This window comes from Clostridium sp. BL-8 (assembly GCF_002006495.1).
Classification (GTDB): Bacteria; Bacillota; Clostridia; order Clostridiales; family Clostridiaceae; genus Clostridium.
Genome location: NZ_LZZL01000024.1, coordinates 56,572 through 72,251, shown reverse-complemented (window position 1 = coordinate 72,251; position 15,680 = coordinate 56,572). Strand labels below are relative to the sequence as shown.

The following is a 15,680-nucleotide window of genomic DNA, read 5'->3' as shown; positions in this document are numbered from 1 at the left end:
CTTTGAGAATAGTGAAAAAGATAATTCGTACCTTTTTGAAGGTTTAAATATAATGCAAGCAGGAGAAAAGTATACTTCTCATATAGGGCAATATCCTGTGATAAATTTATCCTTAAAATCTGCTAAGCAGCCAACTTTTGAATTGGCATTAAAATGTATTAAAGATGAACTTGTAAAAGAATAAATATGATGAGGAATTTAGGCAGGAAGGCTATGAAAATATAATTAAATATGGTATTTCATTTTATAAGAAGGATTGCATAATTAAATTAGGAGAAGAATAACCAGACATAAAAAAATTGATATAATATAAATAAGAAATGCTTAGTGCTAATAGGACTAAGCATCCTTAGAACAAAAGTAGATAGCCCAAATTTTATATTTGGTGTTAGTCACTTTCACAAAGTGATTATTTTGTTTTAGGGCTATTAGATTTTAATTTAAATTTTAAATCTTAGTAAAGGTGCTTATCTTGGTCGGATGGGGCACTTTTTTCTTTGCTTTTAACTTCTATATCAAGGCCAAGTAACTTAACTTCAATTTTTAAATGATATATGAAAAGACTGTGTTTTAATATTAATTTAATTACATAAACTAACGACTTATTAAAGCAAATATTGACATGAATATAGATGGAATTTAAGATAAGTAAAAAGGAAATAATATATTAAAACAAGAATCATTTATGGAGGTAATAAAATGGATGAGAAGTATGTAAAAAGGCCACTTAAAGAATTAAAAGAAAATTTAACAGATATGCAATATAGAGTAACTCAAGAAAATGCTACAGAAGCACCATTTAATAATAAGTACGATAACTTTTTTGAAAAAGGAATATATGTAGATATAACAACCGGAGAGCCTTTGTTTATGTCTACTTATAAGTTTGATTCGGGTTGTGGATGGCCTGCCTTTTCAAAGCCTATTACAAGAAAAGCTATTAAAGAAAAAAAGGATGAGAGTCATGGTATGGTGCGAACAGAGGTAAGAAGTAATATCGGCGATGCTCACTTAGGCCACGTATTTAATGATGGACCAAAAGACGCTGGAGGCTTACGATATTGCATTAATTCAGCATCACTTAAATTCATTCCTATGGATAAAATGAAGGAATTAGGTTATGAAGAATATTTAGATGAACTAGATATTTAAAAAGTTTTTTGGAGATTAATATGAAAAAACATAAAAGGAATTTTGGTGTTCCAAGGCATAAAAGATTAAAAAGAGATTCAAGATTATTGGCAGCTAAAGCTTGGGGAACAGAGTATGATGGAAAGAACTTGGTTAAAGGATATAGTAAACATTTTGCAGTAGATAAATTATGTGCTGTTAAAGAATTAACTTTATTAGGGTATAAAATAGAAGAGGAATATGTAATGCAATTGAAGCAAAGCATTGAGGCACAAAAGAAACTTCTTGAAAAAAGAAAAAAATTAAGAGAAAATAGATTGATTAGCGATATATATGATGATTATGAATATATGTTTTTTGAGCTTGAAGAAGAGGAACAAGAAGAATTTATATTTTAAGTGTAATAATGTGTAAATAATGAGGTAGTTAGAATGAGGAGAAAGCCTAGAGTTAGATATAATTTAAGTGACTTAACAGGACAAAAGAATCCATCAGAGGAAGATATAAATAATATACTTAGAGCAGCAGATGAAATTATTGCATCTGCTGGGAGAACAATGCTGGCAAAAATACTTAAAGGATCTAAAGATAAAAAAGTATTAGAAAATGGACTTGATAAGTGTCCTAGTTATGGATACTATAATAAGTTAACTATTGAAGAAATAACAAAAATAGTGGATTGGATGATTGTAAATGATTATTTAGAGATTTATTATAATGGAAGACTGCCTATGATAATTTTTTCAGAGAAAGTTTGGGAAACATATAAACCATATTATGTGGAAGAATTATATTCATTAATTTTGAGAGTTAATGAAATCGGTACAGAGAATTTAATAGAACGTTTAAAACAGACAAATAGACAAGTTGTTAAGATGTTATTATTAAAAGTAAGAGAAAGTAGGAACATTGGTTTTATAAGATTTTTGATGGAATGGGAAGCAGTTGAGGTGAAAAAAGTAAGAATTATAATAAACCACACTATCTCTAAATTAAAATCTGTTTATAAGTTGTGTTATTAGAGAATGTGAGAAAAGAAAAGAATTAAGGGAAGAAAATTCAAAAGCTAATGCATGTGAAGATTATGAGGATATATTTCAATAGTTTTAGGGAATTAAGCTGCAACTGTCCATTTTACAAATTCATTTTGTATAAAGAGGCTATGGATACAATAGGCAATGTATTGAAGAAGATAAAAAGAGATGTTTAAATTTATATATAATGAAAGAAAACTAAAGGTAATGATATTTGAAGGAGAATAATTTTAATATGAGGAAAGAAGCTAATTTAGAACAATGGAAAGAACTATACGAAGTGACAATAAAAATAAAAGCCTTAAAACCTTGGAAATATTTTTGGGATATGGACATTATAACTATAATATTACCTAATTTAGATGAACCAATATACTGCAGTATTATGGGAAGGGGCGGCGAATTCTATGGTATAGGAACTTATTTTGGTTTTGAAGCTATTGATGGTTTTTACAGAATATCAAGTAGTGATAAATTGCCAGTAGAACAAATGCCTAGATATCAAAATTTATTGATGTGTACTTTTGGAAGCAGAGATGAGTTAATAAAAAAACAATTAGAGATTATAAAGGAGCTAGGTTATAAATTCCGTGGCAAAGATAATTGGATTTATTTTAATTCTCATGAACCGGGATATACTCCATACATATTAGATAGTGAAGAAGTTGTATTGCTTACAGAAGTATTTAAAAACTTATTTATGGCAATTAAGGCGTACATAGAAAATGATCTTAAAGTAGATTTTAATAATGGAGAAACCTTACTTCGCAGATATGATGAAAAAGATAAATTATGGTATAACCACAATGCACCAATGTTAGTTAGTCAAATACAGTATCCAGTTCCTGTTTTACAAGATGAGTTACTTATTACTAAACTTAGTAAAGAGAAATGTAATAATGGAAAAATAGAAATAGATTTATTATATTTAAATACACCAATAAATAATAAAAGTCTTGAAAGACCAATTCTGCCTAGAATGATTGTTTTATCAGATTGCTTAAATGGTTCAATCATAGATTACAGTATATTAAATCAGGAAGATGACGATGCATATGAAATTATAGGTTGCTTAATAAACTATATTACTCAGCTTGGAAGGCCTAAAACTATTTTTGTAAGAGATGAGTACATACAAAGCCTTTTAACTGATTTATGCAAAAAAACTAAGCTTAAGTTAGAGGTAAAAAATAATTTAGATTTTATTGATGAATTTATAGGATCATTTAATAGATTTAGAATCTAAACAATATTATTCAAATATATATTAATTTTAAAGAGCTTCATAAAATACTTCAGATTGCTTTTGATTGGAAGGAATCTCATTTACATAAATTTAATGTTCTTAATGAAAAAGTATTAGATTAATTTAATAAAATAATTGTGTATGGAAAGAATGCTTCTGGTAAATCAAATCTTGGGCTAGCAATATTTGATATAACAACACATTTGACAGATAAAAATGTAACTCCAGGAGTTTATGACTATTATTTAAATGCTGATGGAGAAACGGATTTCACTGAATTTCATTATGTATTTAAATTAGAAAAAGTTATTTAGCATCTATGGAATAGATGCTAAATTTCAAATAGTATCATATTGTACTAATATATATACGCTTTATAAAGAAATGTTTAGTGATGGCATTGATGGATTTGAAGGTAAAGATATACGTTTAATATTAAAAGCTAGGGAAAAAGATCCGGAGAAGAAAAAAATATTAGACGATAGATACACTGATATTCTATTAGTTTTTGATTTAGACCCACATGATCCTCAATATGATCCAAAACATATCAAATTAATGCAGGAATATTTTTCTGATTCTTCAGATATGGGACAATTATATTTAAATTATCCAATGGTCGAAGCTTTTTATCATTTGAATTCTATTCCAGATGATTGTTATTATGATAAAAAAGCTTTTATGACAGAATTAAAAAATAAGCAATATAAATCTCGAGTTCAAAAAGAAACTATGGGAAATACCTACAGTAAATTTGCTAGTAATAAAGATGAATATACTATAGTTATATAATTTATAGTGAAAAGTGTTAGGGAAGTTTAGGCGTTACAATTTTAATAAATGGAAAATTAAATAAATAATTATTTGTATCATAATAAAATAGCAAAGAAAAGAATATGATAAGGTAATATTATAATATAGAGTTCTGAAAAAGTTTATTTCCATAATTGTTATTTGCTCATTATTTCTTATTGGCTGTAAGAATAATAGTATGGCAATTAACTATGAGGGCAAAAGTCAAAGTTGGGATGTATCTTATAAAATTGAAGAAACCGAAAAATCACATGATAGTTATTACACATTTAAATTTATTGGAACGGATAATAACCCAGAAAATGAAATTAAATATTTAATTGATGGACCTAAAGAGGGAGAAGATGGCAAGTTTTCACTTGATAATAAAAATGAGTACACTGTTAAAATGAGAATTACTGGTGGAATACCAAATGCGTCTGATAGAGATATAAGAGTTAAGATAGATTGGAATGGCAAAACCGAAACTGCAATGTTAAAAAGGTCTGAATAAGAACTTTACAATACAATATTTGTATATTGGCATTATAGGTGGACAAGTTAATCTATAATTTGGGGGCTATATTTCAATACTATATTAAAACATAGCCAATTATTAACGTAAAGGATTAAAGACTTTTATAAACTCGTTCAAAATATTCTTCCAATGCCTCTGCACCTAATTTAGGATTAAAATTCAAATCCTTTTTTGATGTAGTAATATCATAATGTCTGTTTATTCCACCATAATATAATTCTACCTGACTTCTAAGCAGCAAAGGTTGAGTATTAGTTTTTTTAGCTTCAGCTTCTAATTTGTCAGCTAAATTTAATACTTGCTCTTTAGTATATTTTTGTGGTGTTTCAAGATTTGGAACAAATTTTTTTGCAATTTCTATAATCTCATCTAAAGTTACTGGTTCTTCATTAGCTAAAATATATCTTGTTCCTTTTTTACCTTTTTCTGCTGCTTCAATCATTCCTTGTGCAACATCACTTACATCTATTGGTGTCATTTCAGTTATATAATTTATTTTCATCTTTCCTAAAAGAACACTATCAAAGCCCATCATTGTAGGAGTTTTCTTTAAAAATTCTCCACCAATCATTGCTCCAGGAAGAACGCTAACCATATCCAAATCATATTTTTTTGCTAACTCCCAGGCTTTCTTCTCTGATTCTTTCTTTGAAACAAAGTATGCACTTCCATGACCATTTTTAAGCCATGTAGTTTCATCAATTTTACCTTTTGAGTTAACCTCGTCTAAAGACAATGCTGCTACAGAACTTACATATACTATTTTTCTTAAATTTGCTTCTCTCGCTGCTTCTATTATGTTTTCAGTTCCATCAATATTAGGGATAATTATCTCTTTTTCTGGATCCTGGGCCCAATGTTTAAATACAGCAGCTACCTGATATAATGTATCTACTCCTTCTAATGCCTTGCGAAGTGAATCTTTGTCCATTAAGTCAGCATAAACTACTTCACAATCAAGACCTTCAAATGGTTCTTTGTCCTCTAAATTACGTACACCTGCTCTAACATTTTCTCCTTTCTTTAATAATTGCCTTACCAAATTGTTGCCTAAATGTCCATTTGCACCTGTTACTAAAGAAATTTTTTTCATACTTATAATCCTCCTTGTATAATTGAATTTATAAATCATATTAGCAGTAAAAGTTCCAGTTGTAATTGACCTATGTCAATTACAACAAAAAAACACCAAATATTTTTATTTGATGTTTTCTATGTAAATTTATTCTATTTTCATACTTCTTTTAATTCTGGAGAGTGAACTTGCTCTAATACCAATATAGGAAGCAATATGAGCTTGGCTTATTCTATCTTCTATAACGCTATACTCACTTTTAAACTCTATATACCTATCCAATGCACTTTTCGTAAGCAAGCCCCGTGTATGTCTTTCTGCATCAGCAAGGGCTTTCTGACTATATTTATTGATTATGGCTGTCATTTCAGTGCCTTTTTTCACTCCTTCAATTATGGAACTATAAGGTATGATTACACAAATACTCTCTTCAAGGCTCTCTACACTAAAGCTAGCTTCTCCAGGTTTTCTGAGGCCTTCACTACAAGCAAATTCTCTTTCGATTGCAAAGCATTTTGTAACATCATTTCCCAAACTATCTATATAATATCCTCTCATGATTCCTTGATGGACATAGTAGAGTGAAGATGGTATTTCGCCTTGGATAAGAACATTCGTATCCTTTAAAACTCTCTTTACAGTCGATGTTGAATTAAGTATGTTTTTCAAATCTTCTCCAAAGGATAAATTCAATCCTAATTCAAGATAATCGCTTGGCTTATCAAACATAATACGTCACCTCTACAAATATATATGGTATATAACTGCTATAAATTATACCTTATATTAGTGTAGTAGGTCAAAATATGGCTTTATCAAACTGCAATACTAAGTCAAATTAATGCTATGAATGTTAAAATTGATGGTGTGGAAGGTCATTATCTAGATTAAAAATATTTTTTTAGTTCAGCAAAAGTAAGTTCACTTTTAGTCCTTTTACTGCTCATTAATGGTACAAAACTTAGTGTCATAATATCTTGCTGAGATAATTCTATATTATTCCTTACTTTATGTTCTATAATTTGTAATTTTTCATCCCCATCAAGATTGTTATATAATATGATTGTATATCATATTTAATTGATCCACAATTCAGATAAGTTACTACATCAGCAATATCAGAAGAATATATACTACTATGGTATTTATATTCATTTTACTTTGTTGAAAAATATATTTTTATGGTAAAATATATCCATAAAGAAAGTCTATTATTGTTAGGTGAATTTAATAAGTGACATATTAACATAATACTAATTATTAATTTGATACAAGATAGGAGACAAATATGCTTGAAGTTATAAAAAGTGAATATGGAAAATATATTATGGAGTTTGAGTTCGATTACTTTGGGGATTATCAAAACTTTGATATAGTTATAATAAATGCAAAAATTAAACTTTATGAAAAAGGTCTTTTAATTTTAGCAGAATTGAGTCAAGAAAGTATTTTTATTGAATGGGATAGAATAACAAAAATAACTTTTACGAAAAATAAAAAAACATTGATAAATATTACAACAGATAAAGGAATTATAAAGTTAAAAAAAGAAAAGCAAGAAACGGATGTAAGTGAATTTAAAAATTTATTGAGAAATATGGTTAACAATATTAAAATTGAATATATGAAATTAGATTCAAATAATATAGATTTATTGGATATGAAAATACAAGAAAAGAATATTTTAAATAGGGAAAAACGAGTTGAAGATTTTATAGAAAATTATAAATACAAAAGTGATGAAGAGATAGATGAATGTTGGTGTAATCACCTTAAAGAGAACCTTCAGTTTCCATTTGAAGCTGAAATTATAGAAGACTCTGGTCCTCTAGATATAGGAGATATCATTAAAATTATTTCAATAGAAGGTGTGTTTGATTTAGATGGAATAGTTGTTAAGGCAAGAAAAGGTAGAAAACAATATGCATTTCCTTTATGTTTGCTGGAATTAGTAGAAAAGAATAGCAATAACTACGAATTAGTTGAAGATTACAATTATTGGTTTTGTAACAGATAAATGAGAAATATTTTTTAAGTTCATCAAGTGAATTTATGTCAAATATTTCTGTGCCGATAACTTCTATTACATCTTGAGGTAGCGCCATTATTTTCTTTTTATATTCATCGGGCACTATCTTAAATCTTTTCTTTGAAATATCGTCACCAAACTTGTCCGATAACTAAGTGCCACTAATTTCCACCATCTTTGAATGGTAGAAATAAGTAGCACTAAGTTCCTGGATAAGTTCAACTAGGATTCAAGTAAACTTGAATCAAGTTTCACTTTATCAAATAAAGCATAAAGCAACATTAAACAATTATTTTTATCATTGGTATTTATATTCATTTTACTTTTATAATATAAGGATGCATCATAATATAAGAATCTTGATATATCATCTTTCTTCATGGTTGTTTGAAACTCGACTAGAAGAATTTTTATTAAATGAAAATAATATTCATAAGATATGGAAAGAACTTACTCCATTTGAGAGGGAATACATTGAGGAATTCTTAAGATATGATGAGTTGCCAAGTTATGAAAAAGTTGAATATTTACATGAAAAATATGGTATAAAAAAAGAAAGATTTAAAAAACCATGGGAAATAGAATCTAAGATAAAGTTGATTTTTCAGCTGGAGGCTGTACCTTACCCAATAAAAAAAATATTAGAAAAGTATTTACCTTAAAATGATAAATAAAAGTTTCCTTATTAATCAAGTTGGAAGTATTAGCCATTATAGTGAAAAACATAATATGTATCTTGAGCCTTGGTGTGATTGGAAAGAGATAGAGGGGCGGGCGCTTTGTTGAAGTTGTTCTGCAAGAATACCTGTCAGTTATGGGGATTGTTGATACTATTTTTATGAAGCAAAAGGTGGCTGTTCAGATTATGATTATCTTCCATTTTTTAAAGTTGAATATTTTAGGATAACACCTTTAGGTAAATATGTTTTAGGTGTGACAGATACAAGTATGTGATTAAGAGAAGAAGGTCATATTTTTAGGGCTTATAAAAATAGGCTCTTATTTTTTATTGTAAAATCTGCTTTTATGGTAAAATATATCCATAGAAAAAATTTATGTATTGTTAGGTAGCCTTAAAAAGGGGGTGGAGTGTTAACTGATTTTATTTAGATATTAAAAGATGTGAAGAAGGGAAATGACAATATAATTGAACTTCACGATAAATTATACAGTGGAATTTTAGAGAGTTTTTTATTTAGGAAAGTAACATATTGTCCGCACTTAACTGTCGGTAGATTAAATCAAGAGATTGAGTTTTATAAAGCTCTTGATGAATTAAGAAATTTAAACGAAAGTTTCGAAATAATAATTGATAAAATATATATTGAAAATATTGATTCTATGGAACATTCTACAATTGAATTCTCATTTGATTTAGAATAAGCTTTCAATATAAGGAAAGTTATAATTGATACTTTCTTTCAAGGACAAGGTATTGGAAGCGCTTTAATAAAGGATTGCCTTGAATATGCTAAAGAGCATAATGTCAGAAAAATATTTCTATGGGTGTTAGAAAAAAATTATAATGCAAGGAAAGTCTATGAAAAATTTGGATTTAAAGCAGATGATGTCACTAAATTTGAAGATGGTACTACAGAGCTACTTTTAAGATATAAATTAGAAATGTAAATAGCAATTTAAGAATGAGTAATGAAAATAGTGATTTTGAATAATCAGTAGTATAAATAATAGAAAATAAGGGGGAGAATATTTATGGTAAATATGTTATTTAGTTTATATAATTTTCACGAGAGTTGGGCAAAAGATTTAGTATCCAAATACATAAATTCTAATGACAAAGTTTTAATAGTTCCATTTTCATTTGATGACAATATATGTGATGATAATGGTTGGTGTAATGCATATAGTAAGAATAATGGCAGATATTATGAAAGTATTATAGCGCCATTTTTGAATTATGGAATTAAAGAAGAAAATATAAATTGGATAAATTATTTTAAAGATACAACGGAAAATGCAAAAATTAAAATAAAGAATAGCAATATAATATTTTTTACTGGTGGTTTGCCAGATGAAATGATGATACGTTTAAAAGAGTTCAATTTAATTGATGATATTGAAAATTTTAAAGGTGTTATTATTGGAAGCAGCGCAGGTGCAATGATTCAAATATCAGAATATCACATTACTCCAGATGAAGATTATAATATATTTACATACAATACAGGACTAAATTTTATTAAGGATTTTGATATTGAAGTTCACTATGAAGAAGCTGAAATTCAGAATAAATATATTAATAAGGTATTAAGAGAAAAAAGAGAGAAAGTATATGCAATTACAAATACTGGAGGAATAATTGTTGATAATGAAAAAATAGTCCTATTAGGAAAGGTTAAAACGTTTAGTAAGCAGTAATACAGAATATATACAAACACTACTTTTGGCAGCACTGGATTTTAAATTAGGAGCTCTTTGGATTTGTGACATATTTAATTGTGACAGAGAAATATGTTCATGGATAAATCGTAAGGATGAATTTGTAGCAGCAGTAGCAATTGGATATCCAAATCAATCACCATATCCACGACCAAGAAAGTTAACATATGAAGTTACAAAATGGAGATAAATTTTATAGGATAGAACTTAGAGGAATTAGCTGGGGGTATTGTGGATTTGATCAGTTTTATAGATAGTCTGGATTATAGTTAAAGGTATAAAAAATACATATAGGAGAATGTAAATGTATAATAAGAAGTTTTGGGATAATATTTATAAAAATATAATAGTACACCACTTTACAAGTAATTAAATTTCCATGAAATACAATGAACCAAATGCCGACTTCTTGCACAAAATAATCATAGTTCCAATACGATTCTTTAACAAGGACGGTGTTTGGTTCTATGAATAGTATTGGCAGTAATTCAACAATTAATACATTAAAGAAGTATTTAAATGCATATAAAAGTATTTTTTATAAACGAAGTTTTGAAAACTTTCAGATACTTATTTTTTCAATTTTCTATATGCAGGAAGTAAAATCTATAAAGCTAATTTATGATAAATTTATAAAGAAGTATTGGAACGTATGCGTAGCAATAGCAATTCCTATACTGCATAATCACAAAATCAAATATATCAAATTTCCTATACAGTACAGGATTTATGATAAATCTAGAACAAAACTTGAATTAGCATCTGAAATGATATTATCCGTTGCCCCTGCGTTAGCAGAATATCAAGTTATCGTCACATGTGATTCGTGGTATACCAAAAAGCCATTTATAAGTGAAATCGAAAAATTTTCAAACATACATATTATAGGAGCTCTACGCTCAGATACAGCAATGTTTGAAGTAAATTTTGAAAAACATACTGGTAAAAAAGGATGTCCAAGAAAAAAAGGAAATAAAATTAATTATAGGAATCTCAAATACACTAAAGAAGGTAAATTTTTCATAGCATATACAAAAGCCAAAATTAATTTGACCAATAAGAATGTCTGTATAACTGTTACCACCACGGATATAGAAAATTTCAAATCTGTAAGGATTTATATGAGTACTATAAATCCTAATAAAATTAGAAGTTTTGATAACGTACCTTCTGAAGATAAACCAGAACTTGATAAAAGTATTTATAACATTTATAAAATTCGTTGGAATATTGAAGTTATATTTTATCAACAGAAAACTTTTTGTTCATTTAGTAATTATATGGTAAGAAGTAAATGTGCCATAGAAAAGTACGTCAATTTGCTAGGGGTAGCCTATAGCATGTGCATCATGTTACCATTTATTACTGATAAGTTTTCATATTATAAACTTCAAAGTCCACAGGAGTTAAAATATTATCTATCTGAATGTATTATTAAAGAATTATTTTTTGATAAGTTGTTAGAAACACTACAATCTGTAAAAAATATAATTACATTTAAGGATGTTATTAATTGCTTTGCTTCGCAAGACGAAGTTAGATAAATTATTGTAAAGTGGTGTCAAAATAAAAGACTTGAAAAATAGAGTGCCAATGTATGTATGACATGTGTGATATTTTGTAAATTATTGTATACTAATGTAATAATATCTTAATGAGAATATGGAGGAAATTAATATGAGTGAATGGATAGATAATGTTCTTGCTTCAGCGGTAAAGGGCGAATATCCAACTACATTAGCAAGAATGAAAAGTGGGGTTGTATTTATAAGGGATTGGCAGTTTCTTTCTGGTTATTGCATACTTGTTGCTTATCCCAGAATTAATAGTTTAAATGATTTGAATTTTGAGGAAAGAGCATGTTTCCTAAATGATATGACATTAATAGGCGATGCCATTAAGGCTGTCTGTAATCCAATAAGAATAAATTATGAGATTTTAGGAAATAAAGACAATTATCTACATGCACATATTTATCCACGCTATGAATGGGAAGAAGAAGCAATAAGAAAAGACACGATATATAGATATTCTAAAGAAATTTGGACTGATAAGAAATATTATTATACAGAAGAAAAGCATGGTATTTTGAAAAAACAATTAACAGAAAATTTAATAGAATTAATGAAGCAAAATTATAAATAATCTTGCTTGATAATATTCGTATATTGAGTATTATAGGTGGACAATCCCACCTATAATTTTTAAGGCTATATTTCAACATTATATTAAACATAGCCAAATAAAAAAGAGAGAATTGAACAAGAAACTATGCTTGATTTGATAAAGTAATGTAAGTTTATAAAAAATATGTTTTAATTTGGTAGATATGATATAATTAAATTAATTATGTATGACAAAATTGAGAGGATTAATATGGGAGAGAAGATTAAAAAAATAATTAAAATACGATATATATTAGCAATATTAATTTTGGTATGTGTATTTTTCATTGCATTTAATTATGCTAAAGATACTGCAGCGACTAAAGAGATTACATATAATGAGTTCATAAATTTACTGGAGAAAAATCAAGTATCTAAAGTTGTAATTGAAAATGAAAATTTAATAATAACTCCAAGTGAAAATAATGAAGAATATAAAGGGAAAACTTTGTTTACAGCAAATATAAATGATAGAAATTTGATATCAAAACTTAAAGAAGCAAATGTGAAATTGGAATGGAAAAATACAAAAGATAATTTAATTAATATTATTTCTTTTTCGTGGATTATTCCATTGGTAATTATATTTTTTATTTGGAAATATATAAAACTAAAAAAGGAAAATAAATATTTGTTAGCTCAAATAAAAGAATTAACAGAAAAGAAAGATAATAATATTATTAATGATGAAAAGAGTGAGAACCAATGAAAACATATAATAAATTAGTAAGAGATAAGATTCCAGAAATAATAAAAGCAGATGGACGTGAATGTAATACTGCAATTGTAGCTGGAGATGAAAAGTACAAGCTTTTAGAAACTAAATTGCAAGAAGAAGTTAATGAATTTTTAGAGGATAAAAATTTAGAGGAATTGGCTGATGTAATGGAGGTTTTATTTGGACTTGCGGAAAGCTTAGGTTATAGTGAAGAGGAGCTTTTGAAGGCTAGAGATAAGAAGAGAGAGGAACGTGGAGGATTTAAGGAAGGGATTGTACTTAAATTTGTGAAGTAAATAATTGGATTAAAATGTAGGGAGATTGTATTAAAATGGGTGAGGCTGAATGGATAAAATATTTATTCCACAAGAAACAAGAATATTACCAAAGGAAATATGTCAGGTACCATATAGTAATGAAGTGAATTATTCTGCTTTTGCAGGAGTATTAAATGACAAATCTGCTAGTTACAAAATGTATTGGTTATTAGCTATACTAAAGGAAGTAGCTTCTGATGAGAAAGAAATTGAGTTTAGAGCATTAATAAGCAGGATGGTGGTTAAATCTTGGTATCCTATTTTAAAATGTAAACTTAGTTTTGGATTATGTGATAATTTAGCAAACGTAGTTGAGTATATTTCTGATACTTATAATGTTGGAAGTAACTATACTGAAGATAAGCTTTTTGAATTTATATATGAGTCGGAAGATAAAAAATTAAATAAAATGTTAAAGGATTTAACTTATAATGTACCGTACAGATTTTTAGCACCTTTTTTTAAAGGAAAGCTCAAGGGCAGAAAAGTTGAAAAGCAGATTGAAGAATTATCAAGACAGGATAATGAGTGTGTTTATGAAATATATCAAAATGAGAAAAATGAAAATTGCATTAGAATAAGAGATAACTGGTGTAATTATTTAAAATATAACAGAAAAATTATTGAAGGCTGGGCATACTATGAACTTGCATGCTTTCTACAAAAGCGAAATCCAAATGTTCCTGGAATAGCAATGAAACTAGCACCTCCACAAAATAGAAATAGCATAAAAACCCAAACAAAAATATGGGAAAATGTCATAGAAAGAAAACACATAAAAGATTTATATACGGGCTTAGCATTCACAGAAGAGAATTATAAGGAATATGGAGTTTTGAGCATAGATCATTTCATACCTTGGAGTTTTGTCCTTCACGATCAGATGTGGAATTTGGTACCTACTTTTAAGAATATTAATAGTAAGAAAAGCGATAATTTGCTTCATTATGATACATATATTGATAGATTTTGTGAAATGCAGTATGAAGCATTTTGTTTCGTAGTTGATGAAGATAGGAAAAATCAGATTGAGGAATATGGACAAGTACTGAAGGCTGATAATCTTAAGAAGTTTAAGCAGGAAAATAAGGAAGAGGAATTTGTTAAGAGGATGAAACAGGAGATTGGACCGGTTTATGGAGTGGCGGTAAATCAAGGGTTTGGAGTTTTGGAGAAGTTTGTTATATAAGTTGGTTCCTGGTGGAATTTATGAAAGGACTATTAAAAATGATACTTACAAAGTAGTTATTGAAACTTATAAGAAACATGTTAAACAAGTTGTTACTGCATATATTACAGGGAAAGAAGGCTTTACAGTAAAGCATGTGCTGTGTGTATGATTAAGATACATTTATAGATTATGAAGATATAGAAAAAGAATTTGAAGATGACAAGGAGTATTTTTATGAATCATTTAATATAGCTGAGTAATGAATTAATAGAAGTAGAGACAACTGGATGAAGAATTAAAAAAATTCTATAATTTAAGAATATAGGAACTCTTAAATAGGTAATACTTCTTTAATGGGATATATACTTTTTAGCGTTGTTGAAATGCTGCTCAGAATATGTTTACAGTATTGTTACATAGGTAAAGAAAAGCAATAGAAATAATAGATGTTTATGCTACAATATAACTATAATGTATATTACAAGAAGTTAATTTAGAATTCATAATAAAAATATGAGGGGAAACTTGAAATTTATATGGATAAGATTTTAGATAAGATACCAAATAGAATATTAAATAATCTAGAAGTTCATGAAATGATAGATTATTTAAATGAAACACTAAAAGGTTTAGATGTTGTTGTTTTAGAAAGAATAAATAATTCTGAAAAAGATGCCTTCATTGTTGAACCAAAGGAAATATACGAAGAAAATTTGAGAAGAGAAAAAAATGATGAAAAAATCATCAGAGAAAAGAACGTAATAACATGTTGGGAATACATGAATTCCATTACGATAACTATAAAGCCAAATTTACAGCCTAAAAAGTTTTTTAGTAAATCACAGTTAGAAGAAGAAAAAGTACATGAGCTGATTATTAAAAAATACAATAACTTGCTGGATAAGAATGGTTTGTATGTAAAAATACACAATTCAGAAATTTTAATAGAGAAAGAACCCCAAAGTGAAGAAAGAGAGGTGGAATTAAATATGAATGGAAACAAAAACTTAATATTATAGGGACCACCTGGAACAGGAAAGACTTTCAACATAGTAAATAAAGCA

23 protein-coding genes and 2 pseudogenes are annotated in these 15,680 nt (G+C 27.7%); 22 read left to right on the top strand and 3 right to left on the bottom strand.

What is annotated here, in order from left to right:
* The 9 genes and pseudogenes from CLOBL_RS10385 to CLOBL_RS10350 all read left to right on the top strand — a co-directional run.
* Positions 1-172 (top strand): annotated as a pseudogene (locus CLOBL_RS10385) (AAA family ATPase); the annotation flags it as partial.
* A gap of 527 nt (positions 173-699) precedes the next feature.
* Positions 700-1,152 carry a peptide-methionine (R)-S-oxide reductase MsrB gene (gene msrB / locus CLOBL_RS10380; RefSeq protein WP_077858964.1) on the top strand — a complete coding sequence of 151 codons (453 nt, stop codon included), beginning with the start codon at positions 700-702 and terminating at the stop codon, positions 1,150-1,152.
* A gap of 20 nt (positions 1,153-1,172) precedes the next feature.
* Positions 1,173-1,529 (top strand): hypothetical protein, encoded by a 357-nt coding sequence (locus CLOBL_RS10375; protein ID WP_077858963.1) that lies wholly within the window; start codon positions 1,173-1,175, stop codon positions 1,527-1,529.
* Positions 1,530-1,562: 33 nt separating this feature from the next.
* Positions 1,563-2,153, top strand: coding sequence for an RQC-minor-1 family DNA-binding protein (locus tag CLOBL_RS10370; protein WP_077858962.1), 591 nt, complete (start codon positions 1,563-1,565; stop codon positions 2,151-2,153).
* A 247-nt stretch (positions 2,154-2,400) separates the two neighbouring features.
* Entirely contained in the window at positions 2,401-3,411 is a 1,011-nt protein-coding gene (locus CLOBL_RS10365; protein WP_077858961.1) for a hypothetical protein, read from the top strand.
* A gap of 5 nt (positions 3,412-3,416) precedes the next feature.
* On the top strand, positions 3,417-3,533 hold the full coding sequence (locus CLOBL_RS28930; protein WP_077858965.1) for a hypothetical protein: 117 nt from the start codon (positions 3,417-3,419) through the stop codon (positions 3,531-3,533).
* A gap of 15 nt (positions 3,534-3,548) precedes the next feature.
* Positions 3,549-3,725, top strand: a complete 177-nt coding sequence (locus CLOBL_RS28365) for an AAA family ATPase (protein ID WP_207652356.1) — start codon at positions 3,549-3,551, stop codon at positions 3,723-3,725.
* 70 nt (positions 3,726-3,795) lie between these two features.
* Positions 3,796-4,203: a hypothetical protein gene (locus CLOBL_RS10355; RefSeq protein ID WP_077858960.1), complete on the top strand. Its 408-nt coding sequence runs from the start codon at positions 3,796-3,798 to the stop codon at positions 4,201-4,203.
* A 199-nt stretch (positions 4,204-4,402) separates the two neighbouring features.
* Complete coding sequence (locus CLOBL_RS10350; RefSeq protein ID WP_242953814.1) at positions 4,403-4,717, top strand: hypothetical protein; 315 nt, start codon at positions 4,403-4,405, stop codon at positions 4,715-4,717.
* A 115-nt stretch (positions 4,718-4,832) separates the two neighbouring features.
* Here the strand turns inward: CLOBL_RS10350 and CLOBL_RS10345 are convergent, their stop codons facing one another.
* Both CLOBL_RS10345 and CLOBL_RS10340 read right to left on the bottom strand, forming a co-directional pair.
* Complete coding sequence (locus CLOBL_RS10345) at positions 4,833-5,834, bottom strand: NAD-dependent epimerase/dehydratase family protein (protein ID WP_077858958.1); 1,002 nt, start codon at positions 5,832-5,834, stop codon at positions 4,833-4,835.
* Positions 5,835-5,963: 129 nt separating this feature from the next.
* A complete protein-coding gene (locus CLOBL_RS10340; RefSeq protein WP_077858957.1) occupies positions 5,964-6,545 on the bottom strand; it encodes a Crp/Fnr family transcriptional regulator in 582 nt (193 codons plus the stop codon).
* A 559-nt stretch (positions 6,546-7,104) separates the two neighbouring features.
* Between CLOBL_RS10340 and CLOBL_RS10335 the strand changes: the two genes are divergently transcribed.
* Entirely contained in the window at positions 7,105-7,833 is a 729-nt protein-coding gene (locus tag CLOBL_RS10335) for a calcium-binding protein (protein WP_077858956.1), read from the top strand.
* A 16-nt stretch (positions 7,834-7,849) separates the two neighbouring features.
* On the opposite strand, the pseudogene CLOBL_RS29140 reads toward CLOBL_RS10335, so the two are convergent.
* A pseudogene (locus CLOBL_RS29140) lies at positions 7,850-7,972 on the bottom strand (hypothetical protein); the annotation flags it as partial.
* 112 nt (positions 7,973-8,084) lie between these two features.
* On the opposite strand from CLOBL_RS29140, the gene CLOBL_RS10330 reads away from it, so the two are divergent.
* The 12 genes from CLOBL_RS10330 to CLOBL_RS10280 all read left to right on the top strand — a co-directional run bounded on the left by CLOBL_RS10330 (position 8,085) and on the right by CLOBL_RS10280 (position 15,635).
* Complete coding sequence (locus CLOBL_RS10330; RefSeq protein ID WP_143323857.1) at positions 8,085-8,507, top strand: hypothetical protein; 423 nt, start codon at positions 8,085-8,087, stop codon at positions 8,505-8,507.
* Between the two features lie 460 nt (positions 8,508-8,967).
* The gene (locus tag CLOBL_RS10325; protein ID WP_242953813.1) at positions 8,968-9,228 is read left to right on the top strand and encodes a 2'-5' RNA ligase family protein; all 261 of its coding nucleotides are present in this window, start codon (positions 8,968-8,970) and stop codon (positions 9,226-9,228) included.
* A gap of 9 nt (positions 9,229-9,237) precedes the next feature.
* A complete protein-coding gene (locus tag CLOBL_RS10320) occupies positions 9,238-9,474 on the top strand; it encodes a GNAT family N-acetyltransferase (protein ID WP_077858954.1) in 237 nt (78 codons plus the stop codon).
* Between the two features lie 84 nt (positions 9,475-9,558).
* Entirely contained in the window at positions 9,559-10,224 is a 666-nt protein-coding gene (locus CLOBL_RS10315) for a Type 1 glutamine amidotransferase-like domain-containing protein (protein WP_077858953.1), read from the top strand.
* Positions 10,225-10,249: 25 nt separating this feature from the next.
* Positions 10,250-10,435 (top strand): hypothetical protein, encoded by a 186-nt coding sequence (locus CLOBL_RS10310; RefSeq protein WP_242953812.1) that lies wholly within the window; start codon positions 10,250-10,252, stop codon positions 10,433-10,435.
* 277 nt (positions 10,436-10,712) lie between these two features.
* Positions 10,713-11,789, top strand: coding sequence for a transposase (locus CLOBL_RS10305; RefSeq protein WP_077858952.1), 1,077 nt, complete (start codon positions 10,713-10,715; stop codon positions 11,787-11,789).
* A 133-nt stretch (positions 11,790-11,922) separates the two neighbouring features.
* Positions 11,923-12,390, top strand: coding sequence for a hypothetical protein (locus CLOBL_RS10300; protein ID WP_077858951.1), 468 nt, complete (start codon positions 11,923-11,925; stop codon positions 12,388-12,390).
* A 231-nt stretch (positions 12,391-12,621) separates the two neighbouring features.
* On the top strand, positions 12,622-13,119 hold the full coding sequence (locus CLOBL_RS10295) for an ATP-dependent metallopeptidase FtsH/Yme1/Tma family protein (protein WP_242953811.1): 498 nt from the start codon (positions 12,622-12,624) through the stop codon (positions 13,117-13,119).
* The gene (locus tag CLOBL_RS10290; RefSeq protein WP_077858949.1) at positions 13,116-13,424 is read left to right on the top strand and encodes a nucleoside triphosphate pyrophosphohydrolase; all 309 of its coding nucleotides are present in this window, start codon (positions 13,116-13,118) and stop codon (positions 13,422-13,424) included. Before CLOBL_RS10295 ends, CLOBL_RS10290 begins: the two co-directional genes overlap by 4 nt.
* A 49-nt stretch (positions 13,425-13,473) precedes the next feature.
* Entirely contained in the window at positions 13,474-14,634 is a 1,161-nt protein-coding gene (locus CLOBL_RS10285) for an HNH endonuclease domain-containing protein (protein WP_077858948.1), read from the top strand.
* Positions 14,624-14,785, top strand: coding sequence for a hypothetical protein (locus tag CLOBL_RS27950; RefSeq protein ID WP_179117729.1), 162 nt, complete (start codon positions 14,624-14,626; stop codon positions 14,783-14,785). Before CLOBL_RS10285 ends, CLOBL_RS27950 begins: the two co-directional genes overlap by 11 nt.
* 367 nt (positions 14,786-15,152) lie before the next feature.
* A complete protein-coding gene (locus CLOBL_RS10280) occupies positions 15,153-15,635 on the top strand; it encodes a hypothetical protein (protein ID WP_077858947.1) in 483 nt (160 codons plus the stop codon).
* The last annotated feature ends 45 nt before the right edge of the window (positions 15,636-15,680 follow it).